The sequence below is a fragment of the Geodermatophilus sp. SYSU D01180 genome, assembly GCF_054050415.1.
On the sequence record NZ_JBJGZH010000005.1, the window covers coordinates 44,489 to 60,864 of the forward strand.

Annotated in this window: 18 protein-coding genes and 2 pseudogenes; 11 read left to right on the forward strand and 9 right to left on the reverse strand. The window is 76.1% G+C overall.

Annotated elements, in window-relative coordinates:
* Positions 1-110: 110 nt before the first annotated feature.
* Both fdxA and dapC read left to right on the forward strand, forming a co-directional pair.
* Positions 111-437, forward strand: coding sequence for a ferredoxin (fdxA, locus tag ACI8AA_RS06510; protein WP_012947287.1), 327 nt, complete (start codon positions 111-113; stop codon positions 435-437).
* Between the two features lie 32 nt (positions 438-469).
* Entirely contained in the window at positions 470-1,570 is a 1,101-nt protein-coding gene (gene dapC / locus ACI8AA_RS06515; protein WP_457043855.1) for a succinyldiaminopimelate transaminase, read from the forward strand.
* Between the two features lie 67 nt (positions 1,571-1,637).
* Here the strand turns inward: dapC and ACI8AA_RS06520 are convergent, their stop codons facing one another.
* The 3 genes and pseudogenes from ACI8AA_RS06520 to ACI8AA_RS06530 all read right to left on the reverse strand — a co-directional run bounded on the left by ACI8AA_RS06520 (position 1,638) and on the right by ACI8AA_RS06530 (position 4,222).
* Positions 1,638-3,011, reverse strand: coding sequence for a zinc-ribbon domain-containing protein (locus ACI8AA_RS06520; RefSeq protein WP_457043856.1), 1,374 nt, complete (start codon positions 3,009-3,011; stop codon positions 1,638-1,640).
* A gap of 69 nt (positions 3,012-3,080) precedes the next feature.
* Positions 3,081-3,458: pseudogene (locus tag ACI8AA_RS06525) on the reverse strand (zinc-ribbon domain-containing protein); the annotation flags it as partial.
* 80 nt (positions 3,459-3,538) lie between these two features.
* Positions 3,539-4,222, reverse strand: coding sequence for a hypothetical protein (locus ACI8AA_RS06530; RefSeq protein ID WP_457043682.1), 684 nt, complete (start codon positions 4,220-4,222; stop codon positions 3,539-3,541).
* A 137-nt stretch (positions 4,223-4,359) separates the two neighbouring features.
* On the opposite strand from ACI8AA_RS06530, the gene ACI8AA_RS06535 reads away from it, so the two are divergent.
* Positions 4,360-5,466, forward strand: coding sequence for an alpha/beta fold hydrolase (locus tag ACI8AA_RS06535; protein WP_457043683.1), 1,107 nt, complete (start codon positions 4,360-4,362; stop codon positions 5,464-5,466).
* A gap of 66 nt (positions 5,467-5,532) precedes the next feature.
* Here the strand turns inward: ACI8AA_RS06535 and dapD are convergent, their stop codons facing one another.
* Positions 5,533-6,510: a 2,3,4,5-tetrahydropyridine-2,6-dicarboxylate N-succinyltransferase gene (dapD, locus tag ACI8AA_RS06540; RefSeq protein ID WP_457043684.1), complete on the reverse strand. Its 978-nt coding sequence runs from the start codon at positions 6,508-6,510 to the stop codon at positions 5,533-5,535.
* 53 nt (positions 6,511-6,563) lie between these two features.
* Here dapD and dapE point away from each other — a divergent pair, with 53 nt between their 5' ends.
* From dapE to ACI8AA_RS06560, 4 genes are read left to right on the forward strand one after another with little or no spacing between them, the layout of a single operon-like run.
* Complete coding sequence (gene dapE / locus ACI8AA_RS06545; RefSeq protein WP_457043685.1) at positions 6,564-7,670, forward strand: succinyl-diaminopimelate desuccinylase; 1,107 nt, start codon at positions 6,564-6,566, stop codon at positions 7,668-7,670.
* Positions 7,667-8,536 (forward strand): LOG family protein, encoded by an 870-nt coding sequence (locus tag ACI8AA_RS06550; RefSeq protein ID WP_457043686.1) that lies wholly within the window; start codon positions 7,667-7,669, stop codon positions 8,534-8,536. Before dapE ends, ACI8AA_RS06550 begins: the two co-directional genes overlap by 4 nt.
* A gap of 7 nt (positions 8,537-8,543) precedes the next feature.
* Positions 8,544-8,939, forward strand: a complete 396-nt coding sequence (locus tag ACI8AA_RS06555) for a DivIVA domain-containing protein (protein ID WP_457043687.1) — start codon at positions 8,544-8,546, stop codon at positions 8,937-8,939.
* Positions 8,932-9,396, forward strand: coding sequence for an SRPBCC family protein (locus ACI8AA_RS06560; protein WP_457043688.1), 465 nt, complete (start codon positions 8,932-8,934; stop codon positions 9,394-9,396). The genes ACI8AA_RS06555 and ACI8AA_RS06560 overlap by 8 nt, the downstream gene beginning before the upstream one ends.
* Here ACI8AA_RS06560 and ACI8AA_RS06565 read toward each other — a convergent pair.
* Both ACI8AA_RS06565 and ACI8AA_RS06570 read right to left on the reverse strand, forming a co-directional pair.
* Entirely contained in the window at positions 9,384-10,109 is a 726-nt protein-coding gene (locus tag ACI8AA_RS06565; protein WP_457043689.1) for a cytochrome c oxidase assembly protein, read from the reverse strand. The genes ACI8AA_RS06560 and ACI8AA_RS06565 overlap by 13 nt on opposite strands.
* On the reverse strand, positions 10,106-10,573 hold the full coding sequence (locus tag ACI8AA_RS06570; RefSeq protein ID WP_457043690.1) for a DUF2243 domain-containing protein: 468 nt from the start codon (positions 10,571-10,573) through the stop codon (positions 10,106-10,108). The genes ACI8AA_RS06565 and ACI8AA_RS06570 overlap by 4 nt, the downstream gene beginning before the upstream one ends.
* Before the next feature lie 129 nt (positions 10,574-10,702).
* On the opposite strand from ACI8AA_RS06570, the pseudogene ACI8AA_RS06575 reads away from it, so the two are divergent.
* Positions 10,703-10,885, forward strand: a pseudogene (locus ACI8AA_RS06575) (MerR family transcriptional regulator); the annotation flags it as partial.
* A gap of 605 nt (positions 10,886-11,490) precedes the next feature.
* Here ACI8AA_RS06575 and ACI8AA_RS06580 read toward each other — a convergent pair.
* Complete coding sequence (locus ACI8AA_RS06580) at positions 11,491-12,120, reverse strand: LysE family translocator (RefSeq protein ID WP_457043691.1); 630 nt, start codon at positions 12,118-12,120, stop codon at positions 11,491-11,493.
* A gap of 59 nt (positions 12,121-12,179) precedes the next feature.
* A complete protein-coding gene (locus ACI8AA_RS06585) occupies positions 12,180-12,836 on the reverse strand; it encodes a TetR/AcrR family transcriptional regulator C-terminal domain-containing protein (protein WP_457043692.1) in 657 nt (218 codons plus the stop codon).
* A 114-nt stretch (positions 12,837-12,950) separates the two neighbouring features.
* On the opposite strand from ACI8AA_RS06585, the gene ACI8AA_RS06590 reads away from it, so the two are divergent.
* Both ACI8AA_RS06590 and ACI8AA_RS06595 read left to right on the forward strand, forming a co-directional pair.
* Complete coding sequence (locus tag ACI8AA_RS06590) at positions 12,951-13,898, forward strand: ATP-binding cassette domain-containing protein (RefSeq protein ID WP_457043693.1); 948 nt, start codon at positions 12,951-12,953, stop codon at positions 13,896-13,898.
* Entirely contained in the window at positions 13,895-14,743 is an 849-nt protein-coding gene (locus ACI8AA_RS06595) for an ABC transporter permease (RefSeq protein WP_457043694.1), read from the forward strand. The genes ACI8AA_RS06590 and ACI8AA_RS06595 overlap by 4 nt, the downstream gene beginning before the upstream one ends.
* Positions 14,744-14,749: 6 nt before the next feature.
* Here the strand turns inward: ACI8AA_RS06595 and ACI8AA_RS06600 are convergent, their stop codons facing one another.
* Positions 14,750-15,085, reverse strand: a complete 336-nt coding sequence (locus ACI8AA_RS06600) for a hypothetical protein (RefSeq protein ID WP_457043695.1) — start codon at positions 15,083-15,085, stop codon at positions 14,750-14,752.
* Positions 15,086-15,156: 71 nt separating this feature from the next.
* On the opposite strand from ACI8AA_RS06600, the gene ACI8AA_RS06605 reads away from it, so the two are divergent.
* Complete coding sequence (locus ACI8AA_RS06605) at positions 15,157-16,053, forward strand: DMT family transporter (RefSeq protein ID WP_457043696.1); 897 nt, start codon at positions 15,157-15,159, stop codon at positions 16,051-16,053.
* Positions 16,054-16,376: the final 323 nt, after the last annotated feature.

The window sequence follows — 16,376 nt, forward strand, 5'->3', positions numbered from 1 at the left end:
TCCACCCGTCGCGCCCGGCCCCGGGCGCCGGGGCCATACTGACGGGCGACACGCGCGGGCCCGGCGGGAGCCGGGACCGCTGCCCGCACGTCCCCCAGGGAGGACCCACCGTGACCTACGTGATCACCCAGGCCTGCGTCGACGTCCTCGACAAGGCGTGCATCGACGAGTGTCCGGTGGACTGCATCTACGAGGGCGACCGGATGCTCTACATCCACCCCGACGAGTGCGTCGACTGCGGCGCCTGCGAGCCGGTCTGCCCCGTCGAGGCCATCTACTACGAGGACGACGTCCCGGACAAGTGGAAGGACTTCTACAACGCCAACGTGGAGTTCTTCTCCGACCTGGGCAGCCCCGGCGGCGCGGCCAAGACCGGGAAGATCGGCAAGGACCACCCGCTGGTGGCGGCCCTCCCGCCGCAGGGCGAGGGGCACTGACGACCACCGCCCCGGGGACGGCGGCCGGCCGGCTGCCCGACTTCCCCTGGGACAGCCTCGAGGCCGCCCGGGCGCGCGCCGCGCAGCACCCGGGCGGCCTCGTCGACCTGTCCATCGGGACGCCGGTCGACGAGACCCCCGAGGTCCTGCGCACGGCGCTCGCCGCCGCGGGGGACTCCCCGGGCTACCCGACGGCGCTCGGCACCCGTGAGCTGCGGGCCGCGGCGGCCGGCTGGCTGCGGCGCCGGCTCGGCGTGACCGTGGCCGACCCGTTCGCCGCGGACCCCTCGGTCATCCCGACCGTGGGCTCCAAGGAGCTCGTGGCGCTGCTGCCCACGCTGCTGGGTCTGCGCGAGGGCACGGTGCTGATCCCCGAGGTGGCCTACCCGACCTACGAGGTCGGCGCGGTCCTGTCCGGGCTCGCCGTGCGCCGCACCGACACCCCGCCCGACGACCCCGCGGGCGTCGTCCTCGTGTGGCTGAACTCCCCGGGCAACCCGCACGGCCGCGTCCTGTCCGACGACGAGCTGCGCACGTGGGTGGCCTGGGGCCGGGCGCACGGCGTGCCGGTCGTCGCCGACGAGTGCTACGCGACGCTCGGCTGGGACGTGCAGCCGCGCTCGCTGCTGCACCCCGCCGTCGCGGGGGAGGACCACACCGGCCTGCTGGCGGTGCACTCGCTGTCCAAGCAGTCGACGGCGGCCGGCTACCGCGCCGGGCTGCTGTCGGGCGACCCGGCGCTGGTCCGCCAGGTGTGGGAGGTGCGCCGCCACCTCGGGCTGCTGGTGCCCGGGCCCGTGCAGGCCGCCATGACCGCGGCGCTGGCCGACGACGCGCACGTCGACGCGCAGCGCGAGCGCTACCGCGCCCGCCGGGAGCGGCTGGCGGCGGCGGTGCGCGCGACCGGCGCGCGGATCGACCACTCCGAGGCGGGCCTGTACCTGTGGGTCACCCGCGACGAGGACTGCTGGGTGACCGTCGACTGGCTGGCGCAGCTCGGCATCGTCCCCGCGCCCGGGTCGTTCTACGGCCCCGCCGGCGCGCGGCACGTGCGCATGGCGCTGACCGCCGCCGACGAGCGCATCGACGCCGCGGTGGAGCGCCTCACCGGCGAGGACCGCGGCCGGCACTAGCCGCCCGCAAGCAGGCGTCAGTCCTCCGCCAGAGCCCCGCAAGGGCGCACCGACACGGTGGTCCCCGTCAGCCGGGCAGCCCGCCCGGCCCCGTCGCGGAGGCCCTGCCGTGTTCCTCGTGCTGTTCCTGCTGTTCCCCGTCGCCGTCCTCGTCGCGCTGGTCGCCCTCGAGGCGCACCTGCACCGCAACCGCAGCCTCGCCGGCTCCGCCGGGATGCCCGTGGCCCTTGACCGGCCCGAGCTCCACGGCAAGAGCCGCGCCCGGCTGAGCTGACCGTCGGTCGGTGCCGCGTTCGTCGCCTCCCCGACCGCCGGACGTCCGCCGGGCACGGAGGGCTCGACCGTGTCCGCAGATCCGACACCCTCCGCCGGGCCTCCGGTGCAGCGACTGCGGGGTGGCCATCCAGGGACGACCGCAGTGGGGACAGGACCACCGACACCGGTCGATGCTGTTGGGCTTGAGGTCGAACGGGGTCTTCCCCGGGGACGTCAGGTCCTCGACGAAGTACGCCACGAGCTCCGGGTGGTGGTCCGCGAAGCTCGCGCCCGGCCGGGGAGTGGCCGCTCGCGCGGCGCCCCTCCGGTAGGAACAGGGCGGGCACCCGGTGTCGCCCACCGTGCGGTTCGCCACCCGTGCCTCCCACGTGTGCCCGCAGTCGGGGCACCGCCAGACGGCCCGGTCGTCACCTGACGGCGCGAGGTCGGCCGCGGTCAGCCCGGGGCCGCCGACCACCTCGACGAGTTGGCCGGCGACGACCGGGAAGTCCGTCGCGAGGCTCCGTCGCCGCGTCCCCGCTCGCAGCGATCGCCAGCGTCGGTCCGCACGTACCAGGGCTGCTGCCCGGTCCTCGGCGGTCGGCGGCCCGGCGTCCCGGGCGAGTCCGAAGGTCCTCAGTGCACGGACCACGGTCGCTGCCCACTCCCAGGCGTCGCCCTCCTCGGTGCTGCCCAGCAGGACCTGCTGCTCGGGGCGCGCCCGGTCGGACGGCAGGAGCCCGAGACCCTGCGGACGGACCCGAACGTACCTCCGGCCCGCGAGTCGGTCGAGCTTCCGCAGGTCACGGGCGACCGCCGCCTCGTCGCCGTGCCACCTGCTCGGGTCGAGGTCGACGAGGACGTCGAGTTCCACCACCAGCAGGTCGACGGCTTCGTCCGCGGCTCGGTCGGTGCGCGGCGTGCGTGCACCGACCTGGACCTCGAGTCCTGTCGTGAGCTCGACGAGGGCAGCGACCTGGTGCTCCAGTCGGCTGGTCCACAGGCCGGCGAGGCAGGTCGGGCACTGGGTCCCGTACTTGACGCGCTGCCGCGCGACGGCCTCCCACTCGTGGGCCTGCCTGCAACGCCAGAGGATCCGGTCCTGCGCTCCGCTCGGGGTGCTGTCGACGTCCCGGTCCGGGCGGGACAGGTTCCTGACGAACTCCGCGACGAGGTCCTCGGACACCGCCGAGAGCGGGGGGGTCCTGGCGGGACGTGCCCGAGCCCTGTCGACCGTGCCGCGATCGGCGCAGGCAGGGCACCCCGACCGCCGCCTGGTGCGGTTGGCCACGGACGTGACCCACTCGTGGGCACAGTCCGTGCAGCGCCACCGGCAGCGGGCGCCACTCCCGGCACTGAGGTCCTCGGCTCGGTAGTGCGGCGGCGCGCCGTCGACCACGGTCAGGAACTGAGCGGCGACCGCGGGATGCCGGGCGGCGAGGCCGAGGGCGCGCGCCCGCAGGGCCCGGCAGTCCAGTCCCCACTTCCGGGCGCGTTGGCGGACCGCGTCACCGGTCCTCCCGAATAGTGCACCGACCTGGTCCGGCGTCAGGCCGGTCGACAGGAGTCGGACGAGTCCGTCGCAATCGAGTGCCCGCCAGCTGTGGGCGGGCTCGTCGGGGTGCTCACCCATGACGGCATGGTGCGGTGCTCATCCGACAGCCCCGGCGACGGTTCCGAGGTCCCGGATCAGCGGCCGGGTGCGCTCACCGGTCAGCCGCAGTCGCGCGTGCGGTCGTCCGTGCGCAGCGCCACGGTCAGGGACTGCGCGAGGTCGGTCCAGCGTCCGTAGGCGAGCGGATACGCGCTGCGCTGCACGGCGTCGGCGACGAGGGTGAGCTCGCCGGTCTCCCAGTTGGGCACCCGCACCAGCCGGTCGTAGAACTGGCCGGCCGCGTAGACCGGGTCCTGCACCTGCGCCGGGGTGCCCCAGCCCTGCGAGGGCCGCTGCTGGAACAGGCCGAGGGAGTCCCGGTCGCCGTGGTCGAGGTTGCGCAGCGTCGACTCCTGCATCGCCGTGGCCAGCGCGATGACCACGGCCCGCTCGGGCAGCCCGCGCTGCCGGGCGACGGCCGCGATCGTCTGGGCGTTGGTCCACTGCTCGGCGGACAGCGTCACCGACGTCGAGGGGACGGTGCAGATCCCGGTCGCCGCCGGGGCGGGCGGCTCGGACCGGTCGGCCTTCCACGCCAGGGCGAACACCACGACGATCCCGATCACGTAGGCGGGCCACCACGTGCGCAGGGCGGCCGGGCCGCCCTTCTGCCGGGTCCGGCCGGCGGGACGCCGGGCGGCGGTGCGCTTCGGGGCCGGCCGGCCGCCGGAGGGGCGCTTCGCGGCCGCGCGCCGGGTACCTGTCGCCGGCCGGCGGGGCGGAGCCGTCCGTGCGCTGGTCATCGCCCCCGACTGTAGGTGCGCACCCCGGCCGGTCCCCGGACGTCGCGGTGCGGACGGGTGTCGTGGGACGGGCGTGATCGCTACCGTGACGGCCGCCTCACGCCGTCCTCCCGCCCCGCGCGATCCCTGGAGCCCGCATGCCCGACGTCCTGCTGCCCGGCGTCTCCGCCACCCGCGTGCCCACCGCACGGCTCACCCAGAACGTGCTGCACCCCGACGGCACCGACCCGGCCGGTCCCGGCGAGGCGGTGCTCCTCGTGCACGGCAACGTCAGCTCCGCGCTGTTCTGGCAGCAGACGCTGCTGGCCGTGCACGAGACCGGCCGGCACCGGGTGCTCGCGGTCGACCTGCGCGGCTACGGCGACACCGACCCGCTGCCGATCGACGCGCGCCACGGGGTCCGTGACTGGTCCGACGACCTCGGCGCGCTGCTGGACGCGCTGGGCCTGGACCGGGTGCACCTGGTCGGCTGGAGCATGGGCGCGGCCGTCGTCCTGCAGCACCTGCTCGACGCGCCGCAGCGGGTGGCCTCGGTGACCCTGGTCGCGCCGGTCTCGCCGTACGGCTTCGGCGGCACCACGGGTCCCGAGGGACGGCGGCTGGCCGACGACGGCGCGGGCTCCGGCGGGGGACTGGCCAACCCGGAGTTCGTGGCGGCACTCGCGGCCGGCGACACCTCCGACGCGACGCCGTCCTCCCCGCGGTCGGTGCTGCGCGCCTTCTACGTGGCGCCGGGCTCGCTGCCCCTGGACCCCGAGCTGGAGGACGTCTTCGTCGCCGCGATGCTGTCCACCCGCACCGGCGAGGACCACTACCCGGGCGACGCCGTACCGAGCGACGCCTGGCCGGGGACCGCGCCGGGGACGCGCGGGGTGCTCAACACGATGGCGCCCACGGTGTTCGACCTGTCCGGCGTCGTCGACCTGGCCGGCAAGCCGCCGGTGCTGTGGATCCGCGGCGACGCCGACGCGATCGTCTCCGACACCTCGGTGTTCGACCTGGCGTACCTCGGGCAGCTCGGCGCGGTGCCGGGCTGGCCGGGCGCGGAGGTCTGCCCGCCGCAGCCGACGGTCACCCAGACCCGCGCGGTGCTCGACCGCTACGCCGCGGCCGGCGGCGCCTACCGCGAGGTGGTCCTGCCCGGGGTCGGGCACTCGCCGCACGTCGAGCGGCCGCAGGAGTTCGTCGTCGCGCTGCTCGAGCACCTCGACGTCCCCGCCGAGGAGCCCGCGAACCTCAGTTGACCGGAGCGGCCTCCCTGCAGGGGCCCGCCGCGAGCGTGCGAGTGGCGGGGGCAGGGAGGCCCTTGCTCAGTCGTTGGCGTGCAGGGCGGCGTTGAGGGCGCCCCACTGGCCCGACCGCGGCAGCGCCTCCAGCGCACCGGAGACGCTGTTGCGGCGGAACAGCAGCCCGTCGCGGCCGGACAGCTCGCGGCCCTTGACCACCGACCCGTCGGGCAGGGTGATCCGGGAGCCCGCGGTGACGTAGCAGCCGGCCTCGACGACGCAGTCGTCGCCGAGGGAGATGCCGATGCCGGAGTTGGCGCCGAGCAGGCAGCCGGTGCCGATCGAGACGACCTCCCTGCCGCCCCCGGACAGCGTGCCCATGATCGACGCGCTGCCGCCGATGTCGCTGTCGGCGCCGACGACGACGCCCGCGCTGATCCGGCCCTCGACCATCGAGGGGCCGAGCGTGCCGGCGTTGTAGTTGACGAAGCCCTCGTGCATGACCGTCGTGCCCTCGGCCAGGTGCGCGCCCAGCCGCACGCGGTCCGCGTCGGCGACCCGCACGCCGGAGGGGACCACGTAGTCGACCATCCGCGGGAACTTGTCCACCGACAGCACGGTCACGTGCCCGTTCGCCGCACGCAGGGTCGCGCGGCGGGCGGGGGTCAGCTCGGTGGCCAGCACCGGGCCGGCGCTGGTCCAGGCCACGTTGGCCAGCAGGCCGAAGACGCCGTCCAGGTTGACGCCGTGCGGGCGGACCAGGCGGTGCGAGAGCAGGTGCAGCCGCAGGTAGACGTCGTGGGCGTCGGCCGGCGGCGCGTCGAGGTCGGGGACGACCGTCCGGACGCCGACCACCTCCACGCCGCGGGCGTCGTCGGTGCGCACCAGCCCGGAGAACTCGTGCCCGAGCTCGCCCCCGAGCTCCAGGGTGCCGAGCTGGTGGGTCCCGGCCGGCCCGTCGCCGCCGCCGAGCGCGGGGGAGGGGTACCAGGTGTCCAGGACGGTGCCGGAGGCGGTGATGGTCGCGAGGCCGGCGGCGACGGCGGAGCGTGGAGCGGTCACGGTCCCGACGCTACCCAGCGACGCCGCACCGCCCGCCCGTAGGCTCGGGCACCGTGACCGGCGCGCTCGACCTGGACCTGTCCGCCGACGTCCTCACCCTCACCCGGGCGCTGGTCGACACCCCGTCGGTCTCCGGCGACGAGCGGGTGCTCGCCGACGCCGTCGAGGCCGCGCTGCGGGCGCTCGGCGGGCTGGAGGTCGAGCGGGTCGGCGACACCGTGCTGGCCCGCACCACCCTCGGCCGCGACACCCGGATCGTGCTGGCCGGGCACCTGGACACCGTGCCCATCGCGGGCAACGTGCCCAGCCGGGTCGAGGACGGGCGGCTGTACGGCTGCGGCACCAGCGACATGAAGTCCGGCGACGCCGTCATGCTGCGGCTGGCCGGCCGCTTCGGCGTCCCGGGCGCGGAGCCCGCGCACGACGTCACGTTCGTCTTCTACGACAACGAGGAGGTCGAGTCCGTGAAGAGCGGCCTCGGCCGGGTGGTCCGCGAGCGGCGCGGCTGGCTCTACGGCGACCTCGCCGTCCTCCTCGAGCCCACCGACGGCGAGATCGAGGCGGGCTGCCAGGGCACGCTGCGGGCGGTGCTGGAGGTGACCGGTCGCCGGGCGCACTCGGCGCGCAGCTGGCTCGGCGTGAACGCGATCCACGGCGCCGCCGGGATCCTCGGCACGCTGGCGGCGTACGAGGCGCGGCAGGTCGAGATCGACGGCTGCACCTACCGCGAGGGGCTGAACGCCGTCCGGGTGGAGGGCGGGGTCGCGGGCAACGTCGTCCCGGACGCGTGCCGGGTGACGGTCAACTTCCGCTACGCCCCCGACCGGGACGAGGACGCCGCGGAGGCGCACGTCCGCGGGGTGTTCGCCGACGCGCTGGCCGCCGGCGCCACGCTGACCGTCGTCGACAACGCCGGCGGCGCGCTGCCGGGGCTGACCGAGCCCGCGGCCGCGGCGTTCGTCGCGGCCGTCGGCCGCCCGGCGCGGGCCAAGCTGGGCTGGACCGACGTCGCCCGGTTCGCCGCCCTCGGGATCCCGGCGGTCAACTACGGACCCGGGGACCCCCAGCTCGCGCACACCCGCGAGGAGTCCGTGCTCGTGGACCGGCTGCAGCCGGCCGAGGACGCCCTGACCGCCTACCTGTCCGGAGGCAGCGCATGACGACCATCCCGCCGCCCGACGGCGCCCGGAGGCCGCGCCCGACCCGTCACCGGGGCCCGATCATGCTGCGCGGCGGCGAGCCGGACCCGCAGACGGTCGGGACGACGACCGACCAGCGGCTGCTCGACCGCCGCGGCCCGACCGACTGGGTCCACACGGACCCGTGGCGCGTGCTGCGCATCCAGAGCGAGTTCGTCGAGGGCTTCGGCCTGCTCGCCGAGCTGCCGCGGGCGGTCAGCGTGTTCGGCAGCGCCCGCACCAAGCCCGACCACCCGCACTACGCGGCGGGCGTGGAGATCGGCGCCGCGCTGGCGCGGGCCGGCTACGCGGTCATCACCGGCGGCGGGCCGGGCGCGATGGAGGCGGCCAACCGCGGCGCGTCGGAGGCCGGCGGGCTGTCGGTGGGCCTCGGCATCGAGCTGCCGTTCGAGCAGGAGCTCAACGAGTGGGTCGACCTCGGCATCAGCTTCCGCTACTTCTTCGTGCGGAAGACGATGTTCGTGAAGTACGCGCAGGCCTTCGTCATCCTGCCCGGCGGCTTCGGCACCCTCGACGAGCTGTTCGAGGCGCTGACGCTGGTGCAGACCCGCAAGGTCACCCGCTTCCCGGTGGTGCTGTTCGGCAGCGCGTACTGGTCGGGCCTGGTCGACTGGATCCGCGGCACGCTGGTCGAGGCGGGCACCATCAACGCCGGCGACCTGGACCTGTTCACCGTCACCGACGACGTCGACGAGGTGCTCGCGCTGATCCGCGAGGCGGAGACCGCCCGGCAGAACGGGGACGGCGGCGGGGGCATGCGGGCGCCGCTGGCCCCGCCGGTCGAGCTGGTCGAGCCGGTCGAGCCGGTCGAGCCGGTCGAGGGCTGAGGGCGCCGTGCTCTCCCTGCTGGTCGGTATCGCCGCGGTCGCCGTCGTGGGGGCGCTGCTGTTCCTCGGCGGCTCGCTGCTGCTCGGCCGCGGCGAGACGCAGCCACCGGCCGAGCTGGACCGCTCGCCGGTCGAGCTGCCCGACGACCGGCCGGTGACCGGCGAGGACGTGCGCGGGCTGCAGGTGTCGGTGGCCGTGCGCGGCTACCGGATGAGCGAGGTCGACTGGCTGCTCGAGCAGCTGGCCCTGGCGCTGGACGAGCGCGACGAGACGATCGCGGCGCTGCGCGCGGTGCCGGCCCCACGGGCCGCCGACGCCGACACCGACCCCGACCTGCCCCTGCCGGACGGCGACGGACCGGGCGGGGCGCCGACCGGGGACGGGGTGCGCCGGGATGTCTGAGCTGGTCCTGCCGGTGCACGTCGACGCGCCCGTGGAGCAGGTGTGGGCGGCGCTGACCGACTGGCGCGCGCAGGGGCGGTGGATGCCGGCGACCGACGTCGAGGTGGTCACCGACGCAGCGGAGGGCGTCGGCGTGCGGCTGGCCGCGCGCACCGGCGTCCCGCTGCCGGGGCGGCGCGGCCGGCACCTCGGCGTGCTCGACACGATGGTGGTCACCGAGTGGGACGCGCCGCGGCGGGTGGTCGTCCAGCACACCGGCCGGATCGTGCGCGGACCGGGGATCTTCGAGCTCGCACCCGCCGGGGGCGGCACCGACCTGGTCCTGACCGAGCGGTGGTACCCGCCGTTCGGGCTGCTCGGCCGGGCCGGCTGGCCGCTGGCGCGGCCGTTCGTCGTCGTGGGGTTCCGGGTCGCGCTGCGCCGGTTCGCCCGCTTCGCCCGCGCCTATGCCGGCTGAGCGGCCGCCCGGACCGCGTCGCGGCTGACGTACCAGCGCCACCACAGCAGCGCCGCCGTCAGCACGGTGACCACCGTGCCGCCGTCGTACATCAGCCGCGCGCCCTCCTCGGCGCCGACGGTGCCCGCGGGCGGGGACGCGTAGAGGACCTTGGCCAGCACGTCGTGTGCGGCCGCCCCACCGGCCAGCGCCAGCGCGCGCACGGCCACCGGCCGGCGGTGCGGCGCCGGGTCGACGGCGAGCACGGCGGCGGTGGCGAGGTGGCCGGTGACCAGCACGTGCAGCCAGACGAGCGCGCCCAGGCCCGGCCGGTGCGCGACGGCGGTGTGCAGCCCGGTGCCGTAGAGCAGCCACAGCCCGGCGGCGTTGAGCGGGACGGCGACCAGCGGGTCGGCGAGCCACCGGGCGGGGGCGGCGCGCAGCAGCCGGGACAGCCGGCGCGCGGCCGGCGGCGGCAGGGCGCGCAGCGCGAGGGTGACCGGGGCGGCGAGCACGAGCAGCAGCGGGGCGACCATGCCCACCAGCAGGTGCGCGGCCATGTGCGCGCGCAGGTCCGTGTGGGCGGTGCCCGGCCCGGCGACGCCCACCGCCGCGGCGGCCAGCCCGGCGAGCCACGCGGCGGTGCGGGCCAGCGGCCACGGACGGCGGCAGCGCCAGGTCGCGGCGACGTAGGCGGCGGCCGCGGCGAGCAGCAGCGCGAGGACGGCGGTCACCGGCGCGGGACCGGGCGTCCCCGCGCGCGCAGGAGCAGCAGGACGCCGGCGGCGAGCAGCGCCACGCCGGGCAGCACCCAGGCGACGTCGTAGCCGGTGAGGTCGACGCCGTAGCGCACCTGGTGCAGCCGCAGCAGCTTGTGGTGCACCAGGCCGTCCCACACCTGGAAGGCGCCGGCACCGGTGAGCACCGCGCCCCACCACAGGGCGGCGGCGATCGGGCCGCGGCGGCGGGCGTCGGCCAGCAGCGCGAGCCCCGCGACCGCGGCGGAGAACGTGCCGGCGTGCAGCAGCCCGTCGGAGACCAGGCCGGCCGCGCCGCTCGCCCGGTCGTAGAAGTGGTGCCAGTGCAGCAGCTGGTGGAAGACGATCTCGTCCACCGCGCCCGCGGTGCCGGCGCCGAGCAGCAGGCCGGAGACCAGCAGCCGGCGCCGGGGCGCGGGCCGGGGGAGTGCGTCGGGCACGGGCCCTCCCGTCGTCGGGGATCCCCGGGCGCTGCCCGCCCGGCGGGGCCGGGAAACGGGCCCGGCTGGACCGTGCCCCTGGGGCGTGCCGCACGCTCGTCGGCGTGAGCGGAGACCTGCTGCGGGCCGGTGAGTTCCTGCGGCGCACCCGGCTGTCGGCCAAGGCGCTGCGGCTTCTACGCCGAGCAGGGGCTGCTGGTGCCCGACGCGGTGGACCCGTGGAGCGGCTACCGCGGCTACGCGGCCGGGCAGGTCGAGCGGGCCCGGCTCATCGCCGCGCTGCGCCGCGCGGGCCTGCCCCTGGCCCGGGTGCGCGACGTCGTCGACCTCGACCCGCGGGGGCGGCGCGCCGCCGTGGCCCGCTGGTGGGCCGGCGTCGAGGACGACGTCCGCCGCCGCCGCACGCTGGTCGGCGCGCTGACCGCGGGACCGGCCGAGGAGGACGACGGGTTCGAGGTGTCGCTGCGCGCGGTGCCCGAGCGGACCGTGCTGACCGCCGAGCGGCGGCTGACCGTGGAGGAGCTGGACGGCTTCGTCACCGGTGCCTCCGGCGGGATCACCGCCCACCTGGCCCGCTCCGGCGCCACCCCGGACGGTCCGCTGCAGGTCGTCTACCACGGCATGGTCACCGAGGACGGCGACGGCCCGGTCGAGGTGGTGCAGCCGTTCACCGGCCGGGTGGAGCCGGCGGGGGAGCTGCGGATCCGGCTGCAGCAGGCCGGGCGCGAGGCGGTGACCCTGCCTGTCCCGCCGGCAGGCGGAGTTCCCCGGGATCCTGCGCGCCTACGACGCGGTCGGTGCGTGGGTGGACGCCCGGGCGTTCGAGCGGGCGGGCAGCCCGGCGGAGGTCTACGTGAGCGGACGCGACGCCGACCCGGCCGCCCCGCACGTCGAGGTCGCCTGGCCGGTGGCCTGAGTCAGCTGCGCGAGACCGCCAGCCGCGCGCCGAACGCGAGCAGTGCGCAGCCGGTGAACGCGTCGAGCGCCCGGCGGACCGGGCGGCGCGCCAGCACCCGCCGCGCCCGGGACAGCCCGGCCACGAGCAGCAGCAGCCAGACCAGCCCGACCGCCGCGTGGGTGAGCGCGTAGGCCAGCAGCACCGGCACGGCGGTGCCCGGCGCGAGGAACTGCGGCAGGACGGCGAGGTAGAAGGCGAGCACCTTCGGGTTGGTCACGTTGCTGAGGAAGCCCTGGCGCAGCCCGGTGAGCGCGGCCCGCCCGGTGTCGGGCCCGCCGTCGCCGAGGTCGGGGTAGCGGCCGCGGACCGCCGAGCGGAACGCCTGGACGGCGAGGAACGTCAGGTAGGCGACCCCGGCCCAGCGGATCGCCTGGAACAGCGGCTCCACGCGCACGACCAGCGCGGCCAGGCCGGTCGCGGCCGCCGCGCCCTGCAGGACGTTGGAGACGGTGATGCCGACCGCGCTCCACGACCCGCGCACCCGGCCGCCGCCGAGGGTGTTGCGCAGGACGACGGCCACGTCGGGCCCCGGCACGAGCACGAGCACGACGGCGAGGACGACGAAGGTGCCGTATCCCGACCAGTCCACGCCGTCGACGGTACCCACCGGGCCACCGCGGGCCGGTGCGTCCCGCGGGGCGCCGGGGGTCAGTCCCGCGCGGGCACCGGCGCCCCGCGTCCGGCGCGGTCGCGGCGCTCCAGCCGGGCGCGCAGCCCGTCGAGGAACAGCGCCAGCCCCTCCTCGAACCGCTCCTCGTCGCCGCCGGCCGTGGGGACCGCGGCGGCGAGGGTGGGGAAGCGGCCGGGGTCGGCGGGCGGCCCGCCTCCCGGTTCGCCCGCCGGCCGGTCGAGCGCCGTCTGCGTCTCCAGCGCGTCCCCGAGGACGAACGAGCCCAGCGCGGTCACCACGCGCACCGCCTCGCCCGGCTCCAGCCCCGCCTCCACCAGGACGCGCAGCGTGCGCTCGATGCCGGGCAGCGCCACCTCGGTCGGCCGGTTGCCGGCCACCACCTGGACGCTGTCGCGGTGGGCGAGCAGCAGTGCCCGGCGGACCCGGCTCGCCTCGGCCAGCCACTCCCAGACCGGCTCGCCCGGCCGCGGCGCCCGCGTGCTCTCCGGCACCTCCGCCATGACGGAGTCGGCCACCAGGTCCAGCAGGTGCCGCTTGTCCTTGACGTGCCAGTAGAGCGTCGGCGCGCTCACGCCCAGCCGGGCAGCCACCCCGCGGACGGTCAGCCCCGCCAGGCCCTCGTCGTCGAGCAGCTCGACGGCGGCGCGGACGACGTCGTCCCTCGAGATCGGCACCTTGACACTCTAACGGCGTTCGAGGACGCTCGGAGAGTGACTCTAACGGCGTTAGGGACCCCGTCGGGCGAGGCCGCTGCCGGTCGTCCGCCCGCGGTCGAGGTCGCCGGCCTGGTGAAGACGTTCGACGAGGTCGAGGCCGTGCGCGGCATCGACCTGTCGGTGCGCGGGGGAGAGCTGTTCGGCTTCCTCGGCCCGAACGGGGCGGGCAAGTCCACGACCATCAAGATCCTGTGCACGTTGCTGCGGCCCACCGCCGGCACCGCGCGCGTGGCCGGCTTCGACGTCGTCCGCGACCGCACCGAGGTGCGCCGGCACATCGGCCTGGTGTTCCAGGAGACGACCCTCGACGACCACCTGACCGCCGAGCAGAACCTCCGCTTCCACGCCGACATCTACGGGATGCCGCGGGCCGAGGTCGGGCCGCGGATCGACGCCGTCCTCGAGATGGTCGGCCTCGGCGACCGCCGCGGCTCGCTCGTGCGCACCTTCTCCGGCGGCATGAAGCGCCGGCTGGAGATCGCCCGCGGGCTGCTGCACTCCCCGCGCGTGCTGTTCCTCGACGAGCCGACCATCGGGCTGGACCCGGAGTCACGCGCGTCGCTGTGGCGCTACGTCGACCGGCTGCGCGCCGAGGAGGACATCACCGTCTTCCTCACCACGCACTACATGGACGAGGCCGAGCGCTGCGACCGCATCGCGATCGTCGACGCCGGCCGGATCGGCGCGCTGGACACCCCTTCGGCGCTCAAGGCGAGCGTCGGCCACGACCGGGTACGGGTGGTCACCACCGACGACGACGCCGCCGAGGCGCTCGTGCGCGAGCGGCTGGGCGTGGAGACGGAGCGGGAGGGCGGGGCGCTGGTCGTCCTCACCCCCGACGGCGAGCAGTTCGTGCCGCGGCTGTTCGAGCTCGGCCTCACGGTGCGCTCGGTGAGCGTGTCCCGGCCGACCCTCGACGACGTGTTCCTCGCCTACACCGGCGCGCGCATGGCCGACCGCCAGGCGGCGGCCGGCCGCAACCCGATGGTGGCGGCCATGTTCCGGGGAGGACGGCGATGACGGCGACCACCGCTCCCGTCCGGCTCGCGGGCCGGGGCCTGCGGCACGAGCTGCGCGCGGTGAAGGTGGTCTGGCACCGCGACATCCTGCGGTTCCGCACCGACCGCGGCCGGATCCTGTCGTCGTTCGCGCAGCCGCTGCTGTTCCTGTTCGTGCTGGGCGAGGGCCTGGGCGCCACGATCCCGGTCGACACCTTCGGCGACGCCGACTACTCGACGTTCCTGTTCCCCGGCGTGCTGGCCACCTCGGTCATGTTCACCGCCGTCTTCTCGGCGATCTCGATCGTCTGGGACCGCGAGCTCGGCTTCCTGCGGGAGATGCTCGTCGCGCCGGTCAGCCGGACCAGCATCGTGCTGGGCAAGGCGCTGGGCGGGGCGACGGTGGCGACGCTGCAGTCGGTCGTGCTGCTGGCGCTCGCCGGCCTGGTCGGCGTCCCGTACGCGCCGCTCATGATCGTCGGGACGATCGCGCTGCTGTTCCTCGTCGCGTTCTCGATCACCGCGCTGGGCCTGGTCATCGCCGTCCGGGTCGACCAGATCCAGACCGTGATGCCCCGGGTCCAGCTGCTGCTCGCGCCGCTGATGTTCCTGTCCGGCGCCTTCTTCCCGGTCAGCGGCGCGCTGCCGGGGTGGCTGCACGCGCTCGCGCTGGCCAACCCGATCACCTACGGCGTCGACGCCGTGCGGCGGCTGGTCCTGCACTACGTCGACCCGGCCGCGGCCGACGCCGTCGCGCTGCACTGGGGCGGCTGGCCGGTGCCGGTCTGGCTCGACGTCGTCATCGTGGGCGGGGTGGGTGCAGCGCTGCTCGCCGTCGCCGCCTGGCTGTTCAGCCGCCCCGAGTAGCGGTCGTCAGGTGCGGCGGCGGGCGGCCACGAACGCCATGGCCTCCTCGGCGAGGGCGAGGTCGGACTCGGGTGTTCCGTGGTCGAGGGCGACCCACTCGCGCATCGGGGTGCCGTTGGCCGCGGCGAAGGGCAGCCCGGTGCCGGCGGTGACCAGGCCCTCCACCCGGTGACGCGGCAGCTTCAGCACCAGCGCGCCGCCGACGACCATCGCGAAGATCGCCCCGTCGACGGTGAGCGCGGCCGAGCCGAAGCCCCGGCCGCCGCCCGCGCCCGGCGGGCCGACGCCGGGCCGGGTGGCGAGGGCCTCCACCAGGAGGTCGAAGCGCCGGCCGGGGTCCACGACGAGGAGTCCAACGCCGGTCACCGGGGATGCGCAACGGGAACGGGTGCCGGATCGGTGAGGATGTCGCGGTGAGTCGTCGCGGATGGGCGCTGTTCCTGGCCATGTCGGTCATCTGGGGAGTGCCCTACCTGCTGATCAAGGTGGCGGTCGAGGAGACGTCGCCGGTCGTGGTCGTCTTCGCCCGGTGCGTGATCGGGGCGGCGCTGCTGCTGCCGTGGACGCTGGCCCGCGGCCAGGTCCGGCCGGCGCTGCGGCACTGGCGGGCGCTGCTGGTGTTCACGGTCCTGGAGATGACCGGGCCGTGGCTGCTGCTGTCCTACGCCGAGGTGACCCTGTCGAGCTCGCTGACCGGACTGCTGGTGGCCTCGGTGCCGTTCGTCGCGGCGCTGGCCGCGCGGCTGCTCGGTGGCGAGGAGCGGCTGACACCGGTGCGGCTCGCGGGCATGGGGCTCGGCGTCGTCGGCATCGCCGCGCTGCTCGGTCTCGACGTCGAGGGCATCGCGCTGCTGCCGGTGCTCGCCGTCGTGCTGGTCGTCATCGGCTACGGCACCGCGCCGCTGGTGGCCAGCCGGTCGCTGGCCGACGTCCCCGGTGTGGCGGTCAGCGCGATCGCGTTGACGACCACCGCGCTGGTGTACGCGCCGTTCGCGCTGCCGCGGGTCGGCGAGGTAGCGGACGCGTCGGCGCCCGCGCTCGCGTCGCTGGTCGCGCTCGGGGTGGTGTGCACGGCCGTGGCGCTGGTGCTCTTCTTCGCGCTCATCCGCGAGGTCGGGCCCCAGCGGGCGCTGGTGATCACGTTCGTGAACCCGGCGGTCGCCGTGGTCGCCGGCGTCCTGCTGCTGGGGGAGCCGTTCACCCTGGGCCTCGCCGTCGGGCTGCCCCTGGTGCTCGTCGGCTGCGTGCTCGCGACCCGGCGCAACGCCCCCGCCCCGGCCCCCGCCGCGGTGGACGCCGCGGTCCCCTGAGGCCCGCGGATCATGCCGGGGCGGACAGCCGCGCGCGGAGGTGGTCGCCGGACTCGAGGTCACGGCGTGCACGGCCGGGCGACGGTGCTCCCGCGCCGTAGATGCTCGGGGCCGGTCCTGCGGATCACGTGCCCGTTACCCGTGTCCCTGGAGGCGGCTTCAGGGACAGGCGTCTGTGGGCGACGAGTAGCTGTCGGCGAGCGTCACCCCTGCGAGGCGATCGCGGAGCCGACAGGTGAGCACTGCGTCGGCGAGGGCGCGACCGCGCCCCGGCGAGGGCGACTTCGCGGGCGGGAGGGTGCGTAGGCGGCGCTCTCCCGACG

Bases quoted from the DNA above. Each gene is read 5' to 3' on its own strand.
- ACI8AA_RS06530 (WP_457043682.1), bottom strand. From the start codon at position 4,222: ATGACCAGCGCACGGACGGCTCCGCCCCGCCGGCCGGCGACAGGTACC.
- ACI8AA_RS06535 (WP_457043683.1), top strand. From the start codon at position 4,360: ATGCCCGACGTCCTGCTGCCCGGCGTCTCCGCCACCCGCGTGCCCACC.
- ACI8AA_RS06550 (WP_457043686.1), top strand. From the start codon at position 7,667: ATGACGACCATCCCGCCGCCCGACGGCGCCCGGAGGCCGCGCCCGACC.
- ACI8AA_RS06560 (WP_457043688.1), top strand. From the start codon at position 8,932: ATGTCTGAGCTGGTCCTGCCGGTGCACGTCGACGCGCCCGTGGAGCAG.
- ACI8AA_RS06595 (WP_457043694.1), top strand. From the start codon at position 13,895: ATGACGGCGACCACCGCTCCCGTCCGGCTCGCGGGCCGGGGCCTGCGG.